The organism is Aeromonas sp. FDAARGOS 1419 (genome assembly GCF_019047045.1).
Classification (GTDB): domain Bacteria; phylum Pseudomonadota; class Gammaproteobacteria; order Enterobacterales; family Aeromonadaceae; genus Aeromonas; species Aeromonas veronii.
Genome location: NZ_CP077209.1, coordinates 873,362 through 891,072 on the forward strand (window position 1 = coordinate 873,362; position 17,711 = coordinate 891,072).

General features: G+C 57.6%; 17 protein-coding genes and 3 pseudogenes. 10 read left to right on the top strand and 10 right to left on the bottom strand.

Translation table 11 applies throughout. The features are described from left to right. Positions 1–111 precede the first annotated feature (111 nt). Both I6L49_RS03790 and I6L49_RS03795 read left to right on the top strand, forming a co-directional pair. Positions 112–804, top strand: a complete 693-nt coding sequence (locus tag I6L49_RS03790) for a winged helix-turn-helix domain-containing protein (RefSeq protein ID WP_216950634.1) — start codon at positions 112–114, stop codon at positions 802–804. Continuing rightward, entirely contained in the window at positions 795–2,144 is a 1,350-nt protein-coding gene (locus tag I6L49_RS03795) for an ATP-binding protein (protein ID WP_216950635.1), read from the top strand. The genes I6L49_RS03790 and I6L49_RS03795 overlap by 10 nt, the downstream gene beginning before the upstream one ends. A 15-nt stretch (positions 2,145–2,159) precedes the next feature. Here the strand turns inward: I6L49_RS03795 and I6L49_RS03800 are convergent. Further along, positions 2,160–2,457: pseudogene (locus I6L49_RS03800) on the bottom strand (IS630 family transposase); the annotation flags it as partial. Positions 2,458–2,525: 68 nt separating this feature from the next. On the opposite strand from I6L49_RS03800, the pseudogene I6L49_RS03805 reads away from it, so the two are divergent. Further along, positions 2,526–2,786: pseudogene (locus I6L49_RS03805) on the top strand (transposase); the annotation flags it as partial. Positions 2,787–2,955: 169 nt separating this feature from the next. Here the strand turns inward: I6L49_RS03805 and I6L49_RS03810 are convergent. After that, positions 2,956–3,462 carry a tyrosine-type recombinase/integrase gene (locus I6L49_RS03810; RefSeq protein WP_254127536.1) on the bottom strand — a complete coding sequence of 169 codons (507 nt, stop codon included), beginning with the start codon at positions 3,460–3,462 and terminating at the stop codon, positions 2,956–2,958. Positions 3,463–3,702: 240 nt separating this feature from the next. Here I6L49_RS03810 and I6L49_RS03815 point away from each other — a divergent pair. Then, positions 3,703–4,505, top strand: a protein-coding gene (locus tag I6L49_RS03815) for an IS5 family transposase (protein WP_216949514.1) whose coding sequence is annotated in 2 segments (ribosomal slippage) — positions 3,703–4,030 and positions 4,030–4,505 — 804 coding nt in all. Because the reading frame shifts where the segments join, the coding sequence is not laid out codon by codon here. Here the strand turns inward: I6L49_RS03815 and I6L49_RS03820 are convergent. Then, entirely contained in the window at positions 4,479–4,751 is a 273-nt protein-coding gene (locus tag I6L49_RS03820; protein WP_254127537.1) for a hypothetical protein, read from the bottom strand. The genes I6L49_RS03815 and I6L49_RS03820 overlap by 27 nt on opposite strands. Positions 4,752–4,757: 6 nt before the next feature. Next, positions 4,758–4,853 (bottom strand): annotated as a pseudogene (locus I6L49_RS21135) (hypothetical protein); the annotation flags it as partial. 492 nt (positions 4,854–5,345) lie between these two features. Between I6L49_RS21135 and recR the strand changes: the two are divergent. Together recR and htpG are read left to right on the top strand one after the other, a co-directional pair. Next, positions 5,346–5,948, top strand: coding sequence for a recombination mediator RecR (gene recR, locus I6L49_RS03825; RefSeq protein ID WP_005346280.1), 603 nt, complete (start codon positions 5,346–5,348; stop codon positions 5,946–5,948). Positions 5,949–6,113: 165 nt separating this feature from the next. Beyond that, positions 6,114–8,027 carry a molecular chaperone HtpG gene (gene htpG, locus I6L49_RS03830; RefSeq protein WP_216950636.1) on the top strand — a complete coding sequence of 638 codons (1,914 nt, stop codon included), beginning with the start codon at positions 6,114–6,116 and terminating at the stop codon, positions 8,025–8,027. 105 nt (positions 8,028–8,132) lie between these two features. On the opposite strand, the gene I6L49_RS03835 is transcribed toward htpG, so the two are convergent. The 6 genes from I6L49_RS03835 to pspF form a co-directional block, all read right to left on the bottom strand. Then, positions 8,133–8,918 (bottom strand): ABC transporter ATP-binding protein, encoded by a 786-nt coding sequence (locus tag I6L49_RS03835; protein WP_005333681.1) that lies wholly within the window; start codon positions 8,916–8,918, stop codon positions 8,133–8,135. A 34-nt stretch (positions 8,919–8,952) separates the two neighbouring features. Continuing rightward, the gene (locus I6L49_RS03840; RefSeq protein WP_005333679.1) at positions 8,953–9,951 is read right to left on the bottom strand and encodes an oligopeptide/dipeptide ABC transporter ATP-binding protein; all 999 of its coding nucleotides are present in this window, start codon (positions 9,949–9,951) and stop codon (positions 8,953–8,955) included. Further along, on the bottom strand, positions 9,951–10,844 hold the full coding sequence (locus tag I6L49_RS03845; protein WP_005333677.1) for an ABC transporter permease subunit: 894 nt from the start codon (positions 10,842–10,844) through the stop codon (positions 9,951–9,953). Before I6L49_RS03845 ends, I6L49_RS03840 begins: the two co-directional genes overlap by 1 nt. A 35-nt stretch (positions 10,845–10,879) precedes the next feature. After that, positions 10,880–11,839 (bottom strand): ABC transporter permease subunit, encoded by a 960-nt coding sequence (locus I6L49_RS03850; protein WP_005333676.1) that lies wholly within the window; start codon positions 11,837–11,839, stop codon positions 10,880–10,882. Between the two features lie 2 nt (positions 11,840–11,841). Beyond that, positions 11,842–13,437 (bottom strand): ABC transporter substrate-binding protein SapA, encoded by a 1,596-nt coding sequence (gene sapA / locus I6L49_RS03855; protein WP_041202111.1) that lies wholly within the window; start codon positions 13,435–13,437, stop codon positions 11,842–11,844. 108 nt (positions 13,438–13,545) lie between these two features. Next, on the bottom strand, positions 13,546–14,574 hold the full coding sequence (pspF, locus tag I6L49_RS03860; RefSeq protein ID WP_216950637.1) for a phage shock protein operon transcriptional activator: 1,029 nt from the start codon (positions 14,572–14,574) through the stop codon (positions 13,546–13,548). Positions 14,575–14,770: 196 nt separating this feature from the next. Here pspF and pspA point away from each other — a divergent pair, with 196 nt between their 5' ends. The 4 genes from pspA (at position 14,771) to I6L49_RS03880 (ending at position 17,650) form a co-directional block, all read left to right on the top strand. Continuing rightward, entirely contained in the window at positions 14,771–15,457 is a 687-nt protein-coding gene (gene pspA, locus I6L49_RS03865; protein ID WP_005361184.1) for a phage shock protein PspA, read from the top strand. Between the two features lie 3 nt (positions 15,458–15,460). After that, complete coding sequence (gene pspB / locus I6L49_RS03870; RefSeq protein WP_216950638.1) at positions 15,461–15,697, top strand: envelope stress response membrane protein PspB; 237 nt, start codon at positions 15,461–15,463, stop codon at positions 15,695–15,697. Then, on the top strand, positions 15,694–16,098 hold the full coding sequence (gene pspC, locus I6L49_RS03875) for an envelope stress response membrane protein PspC (protein ID WP_005333670.1): 405 nt from the start codon (positions 15,694–15,696) through the stop codon (positions 16,096–16,098). Before pspB ends, pspC begins: the two co-directional genes overlap by 4 nt. 145 nt (positions 16,099–16,243) lie before the next feature. Further along, a complete protein-coding gene (locus I6L49_RS03880; RefSeq protein ID WP_216950639.1) occupies positions 16,244–17,650 on the top strand; it encodes a YcjX family protein in 1,407 nt (468 codons plus the stop codon). Positions 17,651–17,711 lie beyond the last annotated feature (61 nt).

Here is a 17,711-nt window from a genome sequence, read left to right on the forward strand (position 1 = left end):
TCCATACATCAGCCTTCACTGTGCACTTATTCTACACTTAATTATAAGTGTTGTGTTTGCTTGGTTGAGGTTGGACACTGTTCTCCAGTGATTGAATATGAGCCGACAAGTATGCGTGTTCTTCTCGTAGAGGATGATAAGAGGCTGGCAGATGTTACTGCCGAATATCTCGACCGATTCGGTTTTTCGGTTGATATTGAGCTGCGTGGTGATGTTGCCGCTAGACGCATCCTTGCGGAAAATCCAGATGTGGTGATTCTTGATTTGCTTCTTCCGGGTATGGATGGATTGGAAGTCTGCCGACAAATTCGCCCCTATTTTACCGGTATTGTTGTAATGCTGACTGCCGTGAATGAAGATGCTGATCAGGTCCTCGGGCTTGAAATAGGGGCTGATGATTATATAGCCAAGCCCGTCCAGCCGCGCGTGTTGCTGGCCCGCTTGCGGGCTCTCACTCGTCGAACGTTACCAGCCGTAACTGCAGAGCCAGAGACAACGTTACGTTTTGGCAAACTGGAGATCATGCTTGCAGCTCGTACTATTTTACTGAATGGGCGAGAAATCCTGCTGACTACGGCTGAATTTGATCTGCTTTGGCTCTTGGCCAGCCATGCTGGTGAAGTACTTGGCCGGGATGAGCTGATGAGCAAGTTACGTGGCATCGATTACGATGGTATCGATCGCTCAATGAATGTGCGAATAGCTCGTTTGCGTAAAAAACTGGATGATAATCCGGAGCAACCTCAGCGCATCAAGACTGTGCGAGGCAAAGGTTATTTGTTCAGCAGGCGGGGGTGGGATTAGAGATGCTTTTTTTTCATCAAGTGCACTTGCGGCAATACCTGCGATTTTATGTTTTCTGGTTGATTTCGGTGGTTGTTCTGGTTGCGCTTGCACAGGTATTGATAGAGAAGACTCTGCGAGATAATCAGCACGCATACATGCAGGGGTTGCTGCGTGGAACTGAGTTGCTAATTGAAGAGCGACTCTCTCCTGCTCCCGCTAGCCATTGGCCTAGGCTTGTGGCGGAGTTGGATCGTCATTTTCACTATAATCTTCGACTGTTGCCGCTTGTACAGAAACAGGCGATATTTCGCCCCGATGAATATCAAGCGCTCTTGACCGGGCAAAGTGTCATTACCGATGAAGGCGATGTTCTTTATCGTCTGCTCCCCGACAAACTGACACTGGCTGCAATAGGCCCTCTTAGTCATTCAGTGAATCCTGAGTATGCTGCGTCATTCCGTCAGGAAATTCTGACCAAAATGGCAATATGGGGGCTCGCAGCACTGTTACTTGGTGGAGCAGCTTGGTGGTGGCTGCGTCCTTTACAGATTGATGCGCGCAGCTTGCGCACTACTGCAAAATTACTGGGGGAGGGCAAGCTTGGCTTCCGAGTTGCGCCTGCGCGCTCCGAGTTATTTTCACCGTTGGTCGCTACGATGAACAGTATGGCTGAGCGGATTCAGTATCTGATTGCTGCGCACAAGGAAATGTCCAGCATGATTTCTCACGAGTTACGTACGCCACTGGCTCGCATTCGTTTTACGGTCGGTATCTTGCAGGAACTTGATGATCCGGAAGCCATGCGTGGTTATTTAGAGCGCATAGAGAATGATTTGACTGAGCTGGATGAACTGGTTCAGGCTGCATTAGTATTTGGCCGTTTTGACCGTGATGACGTTGCCTTCCGTCCCGAGGTGCATGTACTTGCACCTTGGTTGTATGAGGTTATAGAAAATCAGGAAAGTTTGGCGAATGGCGTGCAAATTGAAGTCGGGGACATACCGGCAGGATGTAGCGCATACTTTGATGCAAAGTTGATGAAATATGCTGTTAGTAACATAGTTCGCAATGCCTGCAAATATGCCATATCACGTGTAGTTGTCACTATTCTTCTCGAACAGGGTATGGTCAATCTTATCGTTGATGATGATGGGCCTGGTATCCCCTTGGAGGAGCGCGCACAAATTTTTCAACCTTACACTCGTTTTTTGCGTAAACAGGCGCGTAGCAATGCTGGATTTGGCTTGGGACTAACCATTGCCAGTCGGATCATCGGCCTCCATGGAGGTAATATCAACATTAGTGATTCTGCTTTGGGAGGAGCTCGTTTTGTGCTTTTCTGGCCCCTTACAAAATAACTGATCCCAATAGTGCTACATCTTCGCTGTGCCATAGCCATTCCGGGAAAGGAAACACGGTATCCATGTAGTGTTTCACTCGGGCCAGCGGGCTGGCCATTCCTCTATATTGATGATTGCGCGTGATGGTTTTGGCTCGTCGGTAGTGGCTACGCAGCTTTTCCAGCATGGCGATAAACAGGGATGAGTCTTTCTTTATTCAACTGACGTAAAGCACTCTTCCATTGCCTGGATGGAGAACGCCTGCTAGGTAATGTTTCGCGTTCTGTCCCGGTGTGACAGCTCGCTTTTGCTGCGCTCTGAACATCCAGTCTGTAGTGGTCTAATCATCCCGGACACCATTTTAGGTGGTACAGTCGCCACCGTGACCTGAGGTGTTCAATGACAAGATTACATCGCTCATTTACTGCCGAATTCAAACTCGACGCCGCCTCCCTAGTGCTCGACCAGGGATATTCAGTCCCCGAAGCCAGCCGTTCACTGGATGTTGGTGAAACCGTACTTCGCCGCTGGGTTCAGCAGCTTCAATCCGAACGCTGTGGCACTACCCCAATCAGCAAAGCGCTGACTCCGGAGCAGTAGAAAATCCAGGAGCTGGAAGCCCGTATCAACCGGCTCGAACGTGAAAAGGACATACTAAAAAATGTATGGTCTGCTCCTTATCTGCAAGCGTGAACTGATTTCCAGAAGTCGTTTGCGTCAATGTATCCGGCCTGTCTGTGAGCCGTTTTCCGGCTCTGGCCTTGATGGGATCCGCACGTCATCGTCCTAATAAAGCTACCAGTCACGAGAGACTGCTTTTTTAGCCAGGCTACAACGTCGTGGGGTAAACGCTTCTGTCATCTGTTTTTGGCTCGCAAAACCGGGTATGAGTTCTATCAGTTAAACGGCTGAAGCCCTGCTCGCTGCACCAGTCTCGAAAGCTGGAACGAAAGCCATGTGCCGTTGCTAGACGGCCAGGAGTAGAGCTCGGTGCTTTTACCCGCCGTAAGAACGTCGTTAGTACCATATCTGATAGGGGAACTTGATCGCGTGGTGAAGGGAAGACCAATTCATCATGCAACCCCTGCAATCCCATCAGGATCTCAACAGCGCGAAGAGATAACGGGACGCGATGCATTTGTTTGGCCTTCATTCGCTCCGCTGGCAAGGTCCAGATCTTTGCTTCCAGATCGACCTCTGACCATTTGATTGCCCTGACTTCACCTGAACGGCAAGCCGTCAGGATCAAGAACTCCAGCATTAAGCGAGTAATATCATAACGTTGTATTGTCCTCAGATGCTGCTGAACAAAGGCAGGAATATCACGCCAGGGCATGGCAGGTTGATGTTCGGTACGAACGGCTTTACTGGGTTGTAGTGGGAGTAAGTGATTTACCACATCGACCGGGTTTGCTTGGCAGTGACCATGTGACCATGTGCCCAGGCCCAAGCCATCACGGCATGCAGTCGTTGTTTCACACGGCTGGCAGTTTCAGGGATCTCCAACCAGATCGGCATTAATAGCCGCTAACAAAACTAAGTTGATTCGAACGATACCAGTCCCCACATAGCCGGCATGACACGAAAAATCATCAGTAACCAGCTATGGAAGTCCTTGCAGCCACTTCTGCCACCTCACCAGCCTTCGCCACGGGGTGGCCGTCCACGCCTCGATGACTATGCCGTTCTCAACGGTATTCTGTTTGTCCTTACTACCGGGATCCCGTGGGAGGACTTACCCCAGTCTTTGGGTTTTGGCAGCGGAATGACGTGCTGGCGTCGCCTACGTGATTGGCAAGCTCAAGGCATCTGGCAGCGACTTCACGTGGCGCTCCTGAGCCAGCTACATCAAGCTGGCCACATCGACTGGAGTAGAACAAGCCTCGATGGCGCGAGCGTAGCCAGCCCCCGGGGGGCCAGGAAACAGGACGTAACCCGACAGACAGAGGCAAGCTGGGCAGTAAACGACACATAGTGGTGGACCGTCAGGGCATACCGCTCGCAGTGCTTGTATCAGGCGCCAATCGCCATGACTCGATAATGTTTGAGCCCTTGTTGGATGCACTTCCGGCGTTAGCAGGTAAGAGAGGGCGACCACGATGTCGACCTGACAAGCTACACGCAGACAAAGGGTATGATTTTCGCCGTTGTCGAGATTATCTGAGGCGACGGGGTATCAAGGTTCGTATTGCCCGGCGAGGCATCGATAGCAATGAGCGATTGGGTTGTCATCGCTGGGTTGTAGAACGCACTCATGGTTGGCTAGCAGGCTTTGGGAAGCTACGAATACGTTTCGAGCGACGGTTGGATATCCATCTCGCCTTGTTGACGCTGGCTTGCGCCGTTATCTGCCTACGCTTTGTTGAACGGTTTTGTTAGCGGCTCTAAGACCTCAGCGATCTGTGCAGGAGTGATAGCGGAGATTGAGTACTGGCCAATCATGGGGAATGCATACTGCTCGAGCGTCGAGATCCACTGTTTGCCGTGTTTAGGATTTTTCCATCCAGGCAACAGTTTGGAGTGAACTTCTCGAGCCGCAGCCTCAAAAGTTGGGATAGAGGGTTTGCTCTCTTCAGCACGTTTGAGTTCCAGAGGGTCAAGGCCATTGGCGAGTTGCTCTCGCATCTTCTGTCCTTGCTTGGTGGCATCCGCGATGGATATCTCTGGGTAAGAACCAAGCCCCGCATTTCTGCGTTTGCCGGTCACTGGGCTGACATAACGAAGCACCTAGTTGCCACGACCTTTCGCTGTTGACGGATGAAGTACAAGGGCTGTTACACCACCATGTGCAATTGCTTTGTCACCCGGCTTGAGATTACGTGCTTTGGTATCGGTAAGAAGTGCCATAGGGAAGATTACTTGAGAATGTGGCATGCTATGGACTATGCCATCCATTGTGCCATTTAGTGCGGGATAGAGTCATTTACAGTCGGATGCTGCTGGACGATTTTTTAAGTAAGTTATTGATTGTAATTGCATATGTAGGATGTGACTGATTTTGTCTGGACTTGATTCAGGCGGTCTCCCTCACCGCCAACTTGCAAAGCCCTGATGGAAACATCAGGGCTTTTTGCTATCCGTGTTTTTGCGAGCGCTGTGGGCAAGCCGATGGCGATGGGCGGCGTGCTCGGGTATAGTCCTGCGCCAGTTGCGTTATCCAGTTCAGCTGACCCGCGGTTATCCAGAGAGTGGTGCGGGTTGGCCAGTGTGAGGTGTGTTATGAAATTCAGTCCCCTGCTCGACGAGATGATGAAAGCCCTGCAGGTGCTGCCGGGGGTGGGGCCCAAATCGGCACAGCGGATGGCCTTTACCCTGCTCGAGCGCGAGCGCAGCGGTGGTTTGCGGCTGGCCCAGCTGCTCTCCCGCGCCCTGACCGAGATTGGCCACTGCAGCCACTGCCGCACCTTTACCGAGAACGATCGCTGCGATATTTGCGCCAATCCCAAGCGGGAAGAGAATGGTCTGCTCTGTGTGGTGGAGAGCCCGGCGGACGTGGCTGCCATCGAGCAGACCGGCCAGTTTTCCGGTCGTTACTTTGTGCTGATGGGCCATCTGTCGCCGCTCGATGGTATCGGCCCCGAGGAGCTGGGGCTCGATATTCTGGAGCGCCGCCTGAAGGATGAGGCGATCAGCGAACTGATCCTCGCCACCAACCCCACCATCGAGGGGGATGCCACCGCCTGGTATATCGCCGATATGGCCCGTGCTGCCGGGGTGGAGGTAAGCCGCATCGCCCATGGCGTGCCGGTGGGGGGCGAGCTGGAGCTGGTGGATGGCACCACGCTCTCCCACTCCCTGATGGGGCGCCAGCGCCTCAAATAAGGGGCGGGATAGGGCTGTATCATTGCGGCTTGATCAGAAAATCGGCAGTTGAATGGAAAAAGGGGGCGAATGAGCAGGATTGCACATTCGCCCCCTTGATATTTGGATCGCTGTCCCCATCTAGGTTGGGCGTATGTTCAACCCGATGTTTCTGAGGATTGGTCCATGACCCAAAGTGTTCATGCCGAAACCCACGGCTTTCAAACTGAAGTCAAACAACTGCTGAGCCTGATGGCTCACAGCCTCTACTCCAACAAAGAAGTATTCCTGCGCGAGCTGATCTCCAACGCATCCGATGCGGCGGACAAGCTGCGCTTCAAGGCGCTTTCCGATGCCTCTTTGTTCGAAAACGACGGCCAGTTGCGTGTGCGCCTGGTTGTGGACAAAGAGAAACGTACCCTGACCATCTCCGATAACGGGATCGGTATGACCCGCGATCAGGTGATTGAGCACCTGGGTACCATCGCCAAGTCCGGTACCGCCGAATTTTTCAAAAACCTCTCCGGCGATCAGGGTAAGGATTCCCAGCTGATCGGTCAGTTCGGGGTCGGTTTCTACTCCGCCTTTATCGTGGCCGACAAGGTGACCGTGGTGTCCCGTGCCGCCGGTACTGCCCCGGAGCAGGGCGTACAGTGGGAATCGGAAGGGGAAGGCTCCTTCACCGTCGCTGATGTGACCAAAGAGGGTCGCGGTACCGATGTCATCCTGCACCTGCGTGCCGAAGAGGACGAGTTCCTCGACGACTGGCGTCTGCGCTCCGTGGTGGGTAAATATTCCGATCACATCAGCGTACCGGTCGAGATGTTCAAAGAGGGTACCCCGGATCGTGAAGAGGATGGCGAGACCATCGTCGGCACCCCGGGCGAGTGGGAGCAGGTCAACCGCGCGACTGCACTGTGGACCCGCAACCCGAAAGATATCAAGGAGGAGGAGTATCAGGAGTTCTACAAGCACGTTGCTCACGACTTTGAAGATCCGCTGCTCTGGGGTCACAACCGGGTGGAAGGGGCGCAGGAGTACACCAGCCTGCTCTACGTACCGGCCCGCGCACCGTTCGACCTCTACAACCGCGAGCAGAAGCACGGTCTGAAGCTCTACGTACAGCGCGTCTTCATCATGGACGACGCCGAGCAGTTTATGCCGACCTACCTGCGCTTCGTCAAAGGGGTGCTGGACTCCAACGATCTGCCGCTCAACGTCAGCCGTGAAATCCTGCAGGACAACAAGGTGACCGCCTCCCTGCGCAAGGCTTGCTCCAAGCGCGTGCTGACCATGCTCTCCAAGCTGGCGAAAGATGATGCCGAGAAGTACGCCAAATTCTGGAAAGAGTTCGGTAACGTGCTCAAAGAGGGTCCTGCCGAGGATTACGCCAACCGCGAAGAGATCGCCAAGCTCCTGCGCTTTGCCAGCACCGCTGGCGAGGGCGAAGCCCAGACCGTCTCTCTCGAGGATTATGTTGGCCGCATGAAGGAAGGCCAGCAGAAGATCTACTACATCACCGCCGACTCTTATGCCGCAGCCAAGAACAGCCCGCACCTCGAGATCTTCCGCAAGAAGGGTGTCGAAGTGCTGCTGATGTGGGAGCGCGTGGACGAGTGGCTGATGAGCCACCTGACCGAGTTCGGCGGCAAGCAGCTTATCTCCGTCACCCGTGGCGAACTGGATCTCGGCGATCTGGAAGACGAAGCCTCCAAGCAGGCGCAGGAAGAGGCCGAGAAGGCCAACGCCGGTCTGGTGGAGCGGGTCAAGAAGAGCCTGGGCGATGCAGTGAAAGAGGTGCGTGTCACCCACCGTCTGACCGACTCACCTTCTTGCATCGTCACCGACGCCTACGGCATGAGCACCCAGATGATCAAGCTGATGCGCGCGGCCGGCCAGCCGGTACCGGAGCAGAAGTACATTCTGGAGCTCAACCCTGACCATGCGCTGGTGAAGAAACTCGACACCATTGAAGACGAGGCACTGTTCGGTGAGTGGGTCACCCTGCTGCATGAACAGGCCCAGCTGGCCGAGCAGGGCGGGCTGAACGATCCGGCGAGCTTCGTCTCCCGCATCAACCGCCTGTTGCTGCAAGCCTAAGCAGCAACGCCGGTAACAGAAAGCCCACTGCATGCAGTGGGCTTTTTTGATCCCGCTGTGTGAGCTCGGCGAAACACAGCGGTGAGGGAGGTGGCCAGCGCCTCTCTATTTGCGGTATTCGTTGTTGTAGTTCTGGATGAGACGGCGAGTCACCTCATGCTGGGGATCGGCAAACACCTTGAGAGTCTTGCCGCGCTCCACCACCCGACCTTCGTGCATCACCAGCACCTCGTCGCTGATATGGCTGACGATACCCAGGTCGTTGGCTACCAGCACATAACTCAGTCCCATGGTCTCCTGCATCTCCAGCAGCAGATTGATGATCTGGGAGCGCACCGAGATATCCAGGGTGGAGAGCGCCTCATCGGCCACCACGATCTTGGGGTTGAGGATCAGTGCGCGCGCCAGAGCCACCCGCTGCTGCTGACCGGAGGAGAGCATCTGCGGATAGAACAGGGCGTGATCCGGCAGCATCCCCACCATACGTAGGGTCTGCACCACCTTCTCGCGGCGCTCCTCTTCAGTCATCTCGGTGTTGAGGCGCAGTGGGGTTTCCAGGATCTGGCCGACCCGGATCTTGCGGTTCAGCGAGGTGTTGGGATCCTGAAAAATCATCCGCAGCAGTTTGCAGCGAGTCTGGTAATCGCCATGCACCATCAGCTGGCCGTCGATGGCGATGTCACCGCTGGTGGGTTCGATCATCCCGGCCAGAATGCGGGCGAGGGTGCTCTTGCCGGAGCCTGCCTCGCCGACGATGGCGAGGGTCTGACCCACTTCGAGATCGAACGAGAGGGGCTTGATCGCCTCCACCGCCTGACGACGGAACAGACCGGTGCGGTTCTGGTAGGTTTTGCTAAGGCCTCTGACCTGCAACAGGGATGGCTCGATCACAAGCGGGGCTCCTTCATGGGGGCATTAACGGTCATCATTTTTTTGGCTCCTCCATGTTCAGCGGGAAGTGGCAGCTGAACTGATGGCCCTTGATCTTGTTCATCAATGGAGTCTGCACGCACTGCTTCTGGGCGTAGGGGCAGCGCGGCCCCAGACGGCAGCCGATGGGCAGGTGTTGCAGCGGCGGGATGACGCCGGGCAGGGTCTCGAGGCGCGACTTGTGGCGCACCAGCTTGTCAAAGTCGGGGATCGATTTGAGCAGGGCATCGGTATAGGGGTGATGCGGGGTCTCGAGGATCTGCTCCCGGGTGCCTACCTCCACCATCTGGCCGCAATACATCACGTTGATGGTATCAGTCAGATTGGCAATGGCGGCGATATCGTTACTGATGATCAGGATGGTGGTATTGCCCAGCTTGTTCATCTTGTCCAGCAGTCGCAGGATCTGGGAGTGGGTGGTGGACTCCATGGCGCTGGTGGGCTCGTCGGCTACCAGCAGACGCGGCTGGTTGGCAATCGCCATGGCGATCATCACCTTCTGGCACATGCCATCCGACAGCTCGTGGGGATAGGCGCGCATCACCTTGCGGTGATCCTTGACGCCTACCCGGTGCAGCAGGGCGATGGCCTTCTTCTTGCGCCACTGGAAGCGCTGCCAGAATTGTCCTTCGAACGAATCGGTCGGGATCGCCTCTTCCAGCTGGGTGCCGATCTCCTCGGAGGGGTCGAGACAGCTGATGGGGTCCTGGAAGATCATGGCGATCTCGCGGCCCATGATGCGACGGCGCTCCTTGGGGGCCATGGTCAGCAGATCCATGTCGTTGAAGCGCATCCGGTCGGCACGTACCGTCCAGTTGTCCTTCTCGATGCCGACGATCACTTTGGCGATCAGACTTTTACCTGAGCCGGATTCACCCACCAGACCGCGGATCTCCCCCTCGGTCAGGGTCAGGCTCACCTTGTCCACCGCCTTGACCTTGCCTTGCGGGGTGTCGATCTCGATGGTGAGATTGCGTATGTCGAGTAGCGGCATCAGTCATTCCCCTCTTTAAGTGCTTCACGAATGCCTTCACCAACTAAATTGGTCACCAGCACGCTGAACAGGATGGCGATGCCGGGCAGGGTGACAGTCCAGGGGGCGAGATAGATAAGGTCGCTCGAATCGGCCAGCATGGTGCCCCACTCCGGTTGGGGAGATTGGGCGCCTAGGCCAAGAAAACCGACCGCCGAGATATCGAGAATGGCCGCCGACAAGGTGCGGGTGGTCTGAGCCACCAGGGTTTCGACAATGTTGGGCAAAATAGCCAGACGCATGATCCGGAAGGGGGGCGAGCCATCGAGGCGGCTGGCGGTGATGTACTCCTTCTGCATCTCGGCATGTACTGCGTTGTAGGTGGCCCGGATAAAAGGCGGGATCAACGCCAGGGTAATGGCTATCAGGGTATTGCCAAAACCCGGCCCCATGATGGCGACCATGATGATGGCCATCAGCAGGGAGGGGATGGAGAGCAGGGTATCGAGCAGGTGGTGCAGCACGCTCGATTTAAGTCCCTTGCTCATCCCGCCGAGGATACCGATGGCGGAGCCCACCACCATGGCGATCACCACCACGACCAGCGCATAGCCGAAAGTGAGACGCGCCCCCACCACCAGCCGGGAGAGCATGTCGCGCCCCAGATCGTCGGTGCCGAGGAAGTAGTCGATGTTGCCGGTCGCCGCCCAGGAGGGGGCGAGCAGCAGCTTGTCGGTGTGCTGTTCATCGATGCCGTAGGGAACGACCAGCGGCCCCACCAGCGTGATGAGCAGCAATAGCAAAAAGCACCATAGCCCCGCCATTGCCAACGGATTGCGGCTGTAGGAGGCCCACGTCTGCTCAAGGGGCGAGAGGATCTTGAGCTCGGGATAGATGTTCGATTTATCTTGCATAGGATACCTGGCTCCTGGTCACGCCATGAGCGCGTTCAATCTTGTTTGGCATACAACTCTTTGCGCCGTGCCGGATAGATAAGGGTGGTGAGCAGCTCGGTGCTGACGCTGGTCAGGATCACGAAACTGGCCACTACCAGGGTCGCGCCGCGAATGGCGGCGTAATCCTGCAGGGCGATGCTGCTGATAAGCCAGCGGCCGATCCCGTGCCACTCGAACACCACCTCGGTGATCATGGCGGAGGTGAGCACGCTACCCAGTTGCAGACCCAGCAGCGGCAGTACCGGCGGCAAGGCGTTCTTCAGACCATGGCGCCAGACGATCTGCGCCTTGGAAAGGCCCCGGCTCGCTGCCGCCTTGATGTAGTTCTGCTTCATCACGTCGATGAGGGAGCTGCGCACATGGCGGATCACCTCGGTGGTGGGCACCACCGCCAGCACCAGTGACGGAAGGATCAGGTGGCGCAGGGCATCGTGCAGCGCCGCTTGCCGCCAGGGCTCGTTGCTGAGCAGCACATCGATCACCGCGATGCCGGTAATGGGGGGCACATCGTAGAGCAGGCTGATCTGGCCCGACGCCGGCAGCCAGCCGAGATCCAGCGAAAAGAGCATCACCACCAGCAGCGCCAGCCAGAACACCGGCACCGCATAGCCGATAAGACCAGCAGTCATGATGGAGAGATCCAGCGTCTTGCCTTGTGACAGGGCCGCCAGGGTGCCGAGAGGGATCCCCACCAGCAGCGAGATGGCGAACGCTGCCAGACAGAGGATCAGGGTCGCCGGGAAGTAGTGACGGATCTCGTCCAGCACCGGCAGCCCGGAGACGCTGGAGAGCCCCAGGTCACCTGCGAAAATGCGGCGCAGGAAATCGGGATAACCGCTCCAGAAGCTGAGCTGATGGCCGATCAGCCGATAGTCCAGCAGATAGGCGACAAAGGTCAGCGCCAGCAGAGTGATAAGCAGCAGGTTTATGCGGCGCAAGGTGTATAGAAGCATGCTTACTCCCTGTGAGCCTGGTTGAAGGAGGTGCCGCCAAAGGGCATCAGCGTCAGCCCCTCGATGTCGCTGCGGCTGACCTGGGTACGCAAGGCGTGCGCCAGCGGGATCAGCGGCAGCTGTTCGTTAAGCAGGGTCTGGGCATAGTAGTAGTTGCGCAGCCGGAACGAGAGCTGGGGCGTGGTGACCGCATCATCCAGCAACTGATCGAAGGCCGGGCTGCACCAGCGGCTGTAGTTGTTGCCGCGCTCCACTGCCGAGCAGCTCAGCAGCTGGCGGAAGAAGTTGTCCGGGTCGGCGTTGTCGGCAATCCAGCCGGAGAGCAGACTGTCGTACTGCCCCTTGGTGAGGCGGCCTTCGATCACCGGCCACTCCCGTTGCACGATCTTGAGCTTGATCCCGACCTTGGCCAGATCGCTGCGGATCAGCTGGGCGGTCTTGACCGCATCCGGGTTGTAGGGGCGGGCGTCCGGTTGTACCAGCACCTGCATCTCGAACCCTTTCTCCAGTCCCGCCTCCTTGAGCAGCTGGCGCGCCCGTTTCAGGTCGGGTTTGCGCTCGGGCAGGCTGGGGTTGTACCCCCATGAGAGGGTCGGCAACAGGCTGTTGGCGGGCAGGCCGGTATCGAAATAGACCGCCTGCAGCAGGTTGTCGATATTGATGGCGCTGGCAATGGCCTGCCGCACCTTGACGTTGTTGAATGGCGGCTTGCGGGTATTTAGGGCCAAAAAGGCGACGTTCATCCCCGACTGGACCGAGAGGCTCAGCGCCGGATTTTGCTTGATCACCGAGAGCTGACTGGCGGAAGGGGTGCTCATCACGTCGCACTCGCCGGTCAGCAGCTTGGCCAGCCGTTTGGCGGATTTGGGGGTAATGTCGTAGACCAGCTGTTCAATCTTGGCATCACCGCCCCAGTAGCCGGGATGGCGCAGATAGCGAATGAACTCGTTGTGGCGATACTCCTTGAAGCTGAACGGTCCGGTGCCGATGGGGCGGCTATCGAGCAGGGCTGGGGTGCCCGCCTGCAACATCTGCTCGGCGTATTCGGCGGAGAGGATCACCGCATAGTCGCTGGCCAGAGTGGCGAGGAAGGAGGCGTTCGGCTGGTTCAGCTCGAACACTACCGTCTGCGGCCCCTTCTTGCTCACCCGCTTGATCAGCAGATCTTGCCCCAGGCTGTAGAAGTAGGGGTAATCGCCGCCGGAGACATTGTGATAGGGGTGCTGCTCGTCAAGCTGGCGGGCATAGGTGAAGACCACGTCATCGGCATTGAAAGTGCGGGTGGGCTTGAACCAGGGGGTATGGTGAAACGTCACCCCCTTGCGCAGGGTCAGGGTATAGGTGAGGCCATCCTCGCTGACATGCCAGTTGGTGGCGAGCGCCGGCTCCAGCGCCAGGGTGTTGGGGTTCACCTCCAGCAGGCGGTCGTAGAGCGGACGGGCACTGGCATCCAGTGTCACCCCGGAGTTGGAAACATGGGGATTGAAGGAGAGGGGGGATCCCTCAGCACAATAGATGAGTCCGGTTTTGGAGGCCTCGGGTTGCTTCTGGCAGCCGGTGACCAGCACCAGCAGACCCAGCAGCAAGGGTGTGAGCATTCTCATTGTTGAACCATGTTCTTATAGGGGTTTTGTACGCACGTTTTGATACAAATGTGCCAGCGCGAAGGCTGGCGTGTTGCTGGAGTCGGCATCAACCGCGCTCCTTCACTCTTGTTCTGCATCGTTATCGCCATCCAGCAGCTGATATTTGCGTAGCATGCCACGGAACTGGTGATAGCTTAAGGCCAGCAGTTGAGCGGCTTTGCGCTGATTATACTGGGATTGCTGCATCGCTTGCTTGAGTAAATTAATCTCGTACTCCGCCACCGCCTGCTTGAGATCGAGCGGCAAGGCGAGGGGGGATGCAGATTGTACCTCGCTTCGGGCCTCTTGCGCAGGTTGCGTGACCTGTGGTCGCCAGGGGGAATCAAACGGGTTGAGCACCAGGGTCGAGAGCGGCAGCTGGGGATTGCCCTGACGATAGAGACTGCGCTCCACCACGTTCTTCAGCTCTCTCACATTGCCCGGCCAGTGGTAATCCAGCAGCAGCTGGGTTGCCTTGCGCGAGAAACCGGCAAACAGCGGATAGCCCAGCTCCCGGGTCATGCTGTGGGCGAAGTGCTCCGCCAGCATCAGGATATCTTCCCGCCGTTCCCGCAAGGGGGGGAGGGTGATCACATCAAACGCGAGCCGGTCGAGCAGATCGTGACGAAACTGCCCCTTGTCGGCCAGCGCAGGGAGATCCTCGTTGGTGGCGCAGACCAGCCGCACATCCACCTTGAGGGGCTTGGCCCCACCCACCCGCTCGAACTCGCCATACTCGATGACTCGCAGCAGCTTCTCCTGCACCCGGGCGCTGGTGGTGGCCAGCTCGTCAAGGAAGAGGGTGCCGCCATCGGCCCGCTCGAAGCGGCCCTGATGGCGCTTGGCCGCGCCGGTAAACGATCCCGCTTCGTGACCGAACAGCTCGGTCTCCAGCAGGCTCTCGCTCAGGGTGGCGCAGTTGATGGTGACAAAGCTTTGATCCCAGCGCGCCGAGAGATAATGTAGGCGGTGGGCGATCAGCTCCTTGCCCGTCCCCCGCTCACCGATGATCAGCACGGGTTTGCGCAGCGGGGCGAGCCGTGAGGCCTGCTCAATGATCTCGAGAAATGCGTTGGATTCCCCCAGCAGGCTTTCCGTGGCCGTGGTCATAGTGATCCCTGTCAGTTGTAAAAGCTGGTCAATCTTACCAAAAGTTGGTGATTTTAATCATCACTTGCGCGAGGCATCTTGCAATCCGGCTATTCTGCCCCATATAAATCAACAAGTTAAATTTTGTTCCAGATTGGCACACAAGTTGCCATTGTCAATGGAGAAACAACGCCATGCCAATAACAGGAGTGCAATCATGAGTATTTTTTCCCGTCTGGCCGACATCATCAATTCCAACCTGACGGCCCTGCTCGACAAGGCAGAAGATCCCCAGAAGATGGTGCGCCTGATCATCCAGGAGATGGAGGACGAGCTGGTCAAGGAACGTTCCAATCTGGCCCGCTTCCTCGCCAGCCAGAAAGAGATTGGCCGTCAGGTCGCCCGTCATCAGGAGCGGGTCGACGAGTGGCAAGCCAAGGCCGAGCTGGCCCTGACCAAAGGGCGTGAAGATCTGGCCCGCGCGGCCCTTATCGAGAAGAAAAAGCAGACCGAGTTGTCAGAGACCCTCTACCGCGAGCAGCAGGCGGTCGACAGCGGCATCGAGAAGCTGGGTGAAGAGATCCGTCAGCTCGAAGCCAAGCTGGAAGATGCCCGCGCCCGTCAAAAGGCGATGGCCATTCGCACCGAAGCTGCCAGCAGCCGTCTCAATGTGCAGAGCCAGGTAGCCCGTGGCGAGAGCCAGGCGGTGGTGAGCAAGTTTGAGCGGATGGAGCGTCGCATCGACGAAATGGAAGCGCGCGCCGATCTGGGGCAGTCCGACAAGGCGCTGGCGCAGCAGTTTGCCGAGCTGGAAGTGGACGATCAGATAAGCCGCGAGCTGGAAGCCATGCGCCAGAAGCTGGGTCAGGGCGACAGCAAAAGCGAAGGCAAACAGGGGGAGTAACAGATGGAAGATCTGCTGGGCGTATTGATGGTTCCCATAGTGGTCTTCATGGTGGTGGTGGCTCCCATCTGGCTGGTGCTGCACTATCGTGCCAAGGGGCGCATTGGCGCCGGTCTTGCCGATAGCGAGCGGGAACAGCTGCAAGGGCTGCTGGCTCGCACCGAGAAGATGCAGGAGCGAGTGGGCGCGCTGGAATCGATTCTGGATGCGGAAGTACCCGGTTGGAGGAACAAGGTATGAGCAGTGTCAGTCGTGAAGGGCGTAACCTCTATCGTGATCCCCAGCGTGGCAAGATAGCCGGGATCTGTGCCGGTTTGGCTGAGTATTTCGGGGTGGAGACCTGGATCGTGCGGCTGCTCGCCATCAGTGGTCTTATCTTCGCCGGTTTCATCACCTTCACCGCCTATATCGCCGCCTGGTTCTTGCTCGACAAAAAGCCGGTCACCCTCTATTCGCAAGAGGACGCCGACTTTGCCGAGGTGCGGATGAAGGCCCGCAGCTGGCAGGCGGGGATCACCCCGCATCAGGCGCTGGGCCGCATCGCGCAGGAACTTGACGCGCTGGAGCCCAGAGTTCAGCGGATCGAGAAACTGGTGACCTCCAGGGAGTTCACCCTGCAGCGGGAATTTCGCAAGCTGTAGTGCTTGCTAAAGCACTCAATGTCGATGTTGGAATCTTCTGTGATGATCCACTATCGACGACAACTATCCAGACGTGGATAAGCGGTCGACCTCTCGCACGGCTGAGCACGCCGGATGCAACCACCAAGGGAGAACGGATCAAGCCTTGATACTCAACAAACTGGAACAGAAGTTGACTCGCCTGCAACACAAGGCGAACGACGTGGTGAACCGGGTGCGGGATCGCCATATCCGGCTGGCGGTGACCGGCCTCTCTCGCAGCGGCAAAACCGCCTTTATCACGGCGCTGGTCAACCAGCTGGAACACGCGGCCATCGACGGCCGTTTGCCGTTGTGGGATGCCCTGCGTCAGGGGCGCATCCTCGGTGCTCGCCGGGTGCCGCAGCTCAATGCCCACATCCCCACCTTTGCCTACGAGCGTGGCCTCGACTCCCTGTTTAGCGATCCACCTGTCTGGCCCGAGCCGACCCGCGGGGTGGCCGAAGTGCGCCTCGAAATCCGTTATCGCACCCGTCATCCCCTGCGCAAACATCTGGGGGAGATCTCCACCCTCTACGTGGATCTGGTGGACTACCCCGGGGAGTGGCTGCTCGACTTGCCGCTCCTTGAGATGAGCTACGAGCAGTGGAGCGAACAGGTGTGCGAGCAGCTTCGTCGCCCAGAGCTGCAGGCACTTGCCGCCAGCTGGCTGACACCCGGGTGGCAGGTCGATCAGCGCTTCGAAGAGCGGCCGGTGGCTGAGCTAGCCGAGCGTTACACCGCCTACTTGCATGCTTGCAAACAGGAGCTGGGATTGCACCTTATTCAGCCCGGCCGCTTCGTCTTGCCGGGCGAGTATGCCGGTGCCCCCATGCTGCAATTTGTCCCCTGGGTGTGGGAGATGCCTGTCGGAGAGCCCGCCGATGGCACTCTTTACGCCACTCTCAAGCAGCGCTTCGAGCAGTACAAGCAGCATCTGGTGCAGGGTTTTTATGAGCAGCACTTTGCCGGCTTTGATCGCCAGATCGTGCTGGTGGATTGCCTGCAGCCGCTTAATGCCGGGGCGGCCAGCTTTGGCGACATGCAGCAGGCCATCGCCCGCATCATGGAGAGCTTTGCCTACGGCAAGAGCAACTGGTGGCGGCGACTCTTCTCGCCCCGTATCGACAAGCTGCTGTTTGTGGCGAGCAAGGCCGATCACGTCACCCCCGAACAGCATGCCCCCATGGTCTCCCTGCTCCAGCATCTGGTACGCAGCGGTCGCGGTCAGGCCCGTTTTGAGGGGATCACCACCGAGTGTCTGGCGCTCGCCGCCATCAAGGCGACCGAGGTGGGCAAGGGGGTGGCCAATGGCCGCGAGTTTCCCGCCATCCGTGGCACAAGCCTTGAGGGTGAGCCGCTGCTGCTGTTCCCGGGTGAAGTGCCGCCTCATATTCCGCCCGCGCAGTGGTGGAACAGTCAGGGCTTTGATTTTCAGACGTTTCGCCCGATGCCCATGAGCGCCCATCAGGCGCTGCCCCATATCCGGCTCGATGCGGCGCTGGAGTTTCTGCTCGGGGATCACCTCGAATAACGGTGTGCGGCTCGGGTTTGTTTCCTGCGCCGCCCGCAGGAGACTGTTTTCAGGAGAATAA